Raw genomic sequence first — 3,234 nt, forward strand, 5'->3', positions numbered from 1 at the left:
GCGTGGGGGTGGCCGAGCCGGTCGGCCGGCCGCTGGGTTCGGGGGTGGCGCCGTCGTCGGCGGAGCACTGGGCGCCGTCGATGCGGCAGCCGGTGGGGTCGGCGGTGCCGTCGACGACGAAGCCGACGGTCACCGACCTGCCCGGGGCGAGCCCCGCGGTGTCCCAGGCGGCCGGTTTCACGGTGACGTGCTGTCCGCTGACCCGGGATGCGCCGTTCCACAGGGAGGAGAGCTTCGCGCCCGCGGGCAGGTCGAACTCCAGCGTCCAGTCCTTCTCCGTGCCGCCGCTGTTGTTGGTGACGACGTACTGCGCGGTGTAGCCGGTGGACCAGGTACTGGTCCTGGTGTACGCGGCCCCGACACCGGCGGCCTGCGCGGTGGCGGTGAACACGAACGCGCCGCCGCCCACGACCGCCGCGGCCACCAGGCCGCCTATCGCCTTGTTCCTGCCACTGACCCTGCGCCGGTGCGTGCTCATCGTGCCTGCCTTCGCTGTCCACAACGGGGATCCGGGGGTTGCCCGGAGGTGGGATGCGGCAGCACGCTAGCGATGCGGAACCGGACAAACCGCTTGTTCCCGGCCCCGGTCGGGGATCTTAGGGTCCGCTTAAGGAAGGGATCGGGGGCGGTTAAAGATCGGGGCCGCGGTGGCGGACCGGCGCGCGGTTCGATGCCCGCGGCGGGTGCGCGCCGCGCCCGGCGCCGCGCTCACTTCACGGCCAGGCGTCCGCGTCGTCGTACGGCACCCCGGTGGCCGCGGCGCGCGGGGCGCCGGCCGTCCCGCTGGATCCACACGCGCACCTCGGTGCCGCCCAGCACGGAGGGGCCGATCCGCAGGTCGCCGCCGGTGGACTCGGCCAGGCGCCGCACGATGTCCAGGCCCAGCCCGGTGGAGCCGTCGGTGCCCGAACCGCGTCCGCGGGCCATCGCCGCCTGCGGGTCGGGTATGCCGGGGCCGGCGTCGGAGACGAGCACGATCACGGCGTCCTCACCGTGGTGCACGTCCACCGCGAACGCCGTGCCCTGCGGGGTGTGCCGGAAGACGTTGCCCAGCAGGGCGTCCAGCGCGGCGGCGAGGTCGGCGCGGGCCACGGGGATGCGCACCGGCCGCTCCACTCCGGCCACCCGCCAGGTGCGGCCCTCGTCCTCGGCGAGCGCGGACCAGAACCGCATCCGCTCCCGGACCACCTCGGCCGCGTCGCAGCCCGCACCGGGACCGGCGGCCGCGGTCTGCGGCTTGGCCTCGCGGGCGGTGCGGATGATGGTGTCCACCTCGCGCTCCAACTGGGCGACCGCGGCCCGGGTCTGCTCGGCGGCGGGGCCGTCGCCGAGGGAGGCGGTGTTGAGCCGCAGCACGGTCAGGGGCGTGCGCAGCCGGTGCGACAGGTCGGCCGCCAACTCGCGCTCGTTGGCGAGCAGGTGGACGACCTGGTCGGCCATGGAGTTGAACGCCACCGCGGCCCGGCGCAGTTCGGGCGGTCCCTCCTCCGGCACCCGGACGCCCAGCTTGCCCTCCCCCAGCTCGTGCGCGCCCTCGGCGAGCCGCTGCGCGGGCCGCACCATCCGCACGCCGAGCCGGTCGGCGACGGCCACGGAGCCGACGACCAGGGCGGCACCGACCCCGGCGAGCACCGCCCAGGCCGTGCCCACGCCGTGCGTGACCTCGGCCTCGGGGACGTAGACCTCGACGACCGCGATGGCGCCGGAGCCGATCGCGACCGGCTGGAGCAGCGTGAAACCGCCGGGCACCTCGGTGGTGGAGGCGCGGCCCATCCGCCGTACGGCCGCGATGTCCGCGGCGGCGGCCCGGGTGCGGCCGATGCCGGCGGCGGTCTTGCCGTCGGCCGCCGGTATGTGCACGGCCACCTGGGCGTCGGAGCCCGCCGCGGCGACGACCCGCTCCAACTGGTCGCGGTCGGTGGTGATGGACAGCGCGGGGGCGACGGCCGCGGCCTGCCGCTCGGCGCCCGCGAACGCGCGGTCGCGGGCCATCTCCTTGACGACCAGCCCGAGCGGCACCGCGAAGGCGACCACGACCATCGTGGTGACCGCCAGGCACACCTTGACCAGAGCCCACCTCATGGTGCCTGCTCCGCTGCGGGCGGCTCCAGCTTCACCCCGACGCCGCGCAGGGTGTGCAGATAGCGGGGGCGGGCGGCCGTCTCGCCCAGTTTCCGCCGCAGCCAGGACAGGTGCACGTCGATGGTCTGGTCGTCGCCGTAGGACTGCTGCCACACCTCGGCCAGCAGTTCGCGGCGCGCCACGACGACGCCGGGCCGCCCGGCCAGGAAGGCCAGCAGGTCGAACTCGCGGCGGGTCAGGTCGAGTCGGACGCCGTCCAGTTCCGCCTGGCGGCGCAGCGGGTCGACGGTCAGGCCGCCGACGCGCAGCACCGACGGCGGCGCGGACTGCGCGCCGCCGGAGCGGGCCCGGCGCAGCACGGCCGCGATCCGGGCGGACAGGTGCTCGACGGAGAACGGCTTGGTCAGGTAGTCGTCCGCCCCGGCGTTGAGCAGGCGGACGATCTCCGCTTCGTCGTCCCGGGCGGTGGCGATGATGACGGGCACGTCGGTGATGCCGCGCAGCATCTTCAGGGCCTCGGAGCCGTCCAGATCGGGCAGTCCGAGGTCCAGGATCACCACGTCGAAACGGAGATGGGCGACCTCGCGCAGCGCCTCCAGCGCCGTACCGACACTGCGCACGGTGTGCGCGGCGTCGGTCAGATGCCGGATGAGCGCGGAGCGTACGAACTGGTCGTCCTCGACCACGAGCACACTTGCCATGCGCCGCACCGTACGCCATGCCGGCCGGTCCGGTGCGGGCCTGTGGACAACTCCCGGACACTTACCGGACGGCTCCGTTCCGCGTCCGGGCCGCCTGGAGAACCGCCGTGCGCGCCCCCCGCTCCGGCCGCCGCCGGGCGACACCGGCCGCGGGCGTGCGGCAGTATGGCCGCGATGCGCAGAGGACTCGTACACGTACTGGCGTGGTCGCTCGCCACGGGCGCGGCGGTCACGCTGTCGTGGTGGGGCGTGCACACGGTGATGGCCGGCACGGCCTACGACCCGCCGCGCGCCCTGCCCGTCACCGCGCCCGGCGCGACCACGCGCGCCTCGCAGCCGCTCGCCTCCTCCACCCACCGGCCGGCCCCGTCGCAGAGCCCCTCGCCCCGGCCGAGCCGCACGCCCCGCCTGCCGTCCGCCGACCCCGCACCGGCGAAGCCCGCGCCCACCA

General features: G+C 75.6%; 3 protein-coding genes and 1 pseudogene. 1 reads left to right on the forward strand and 3 read right to left on the reverse strand.

Annotated features, from left to right (window positions below; all coding sequences use genetic code 11):
* The 3 genes from GV126_RS30535 to GV126_RS30545 form a co-directional block, all read right to left on the reverse strand.
* Positions 1-478 (reverse strand): cellulose binding domain-containing protein (locus GV126_RS30535; RefSeq protein ID WP_201299895.1); only part of this gene is annotated, 478 nt, incomplete at its 3' end.
* Positions 479-708: 230 nt separating this feature from the next.
* Complete coding sequence (locus tag GV126_RS30540; RefSeq protein WP_159672703.1) at positions 709-2,082, reverse strand: sensor histidine kinase; 1,374 nt, start codon at positions 2,080-2,082, stop codon at positions 709-711.
* Positions 2,079-2,783, reverse strand: coding sequence for a response regulator transcription factor (locus GV126_RS30545; RefSeq protein ID WP_185946658.1), 705 nt, complete (start codon positions 2,781-2,783; stop codon positions 2,079-2,081). Before GV126_RS30545 ends, GV126_RS30540 begins: the two co-directional genes overlap by 4 nt.
* 174 nt (positions 2,784-2,957) lie before the next feature.
* Here GV126_RS30545 and GV126_RS30550 point away from each other — a divergent pair.
* Positions 2,958-3,234 (forward strand): annotated as a pseudogene (locus GV126_RS30550) (hypothetical protein); the annotation flags it as partial.

Source organism: Streptomyces mexicanus (genome assembly GCF_902506575.1).
Lineage (GTDB): Bacteria > Actinomycetota > Actinomycetes > Streptomycetales > Streptomycetaceae > Streptomyces > Streptomyces mexicanus.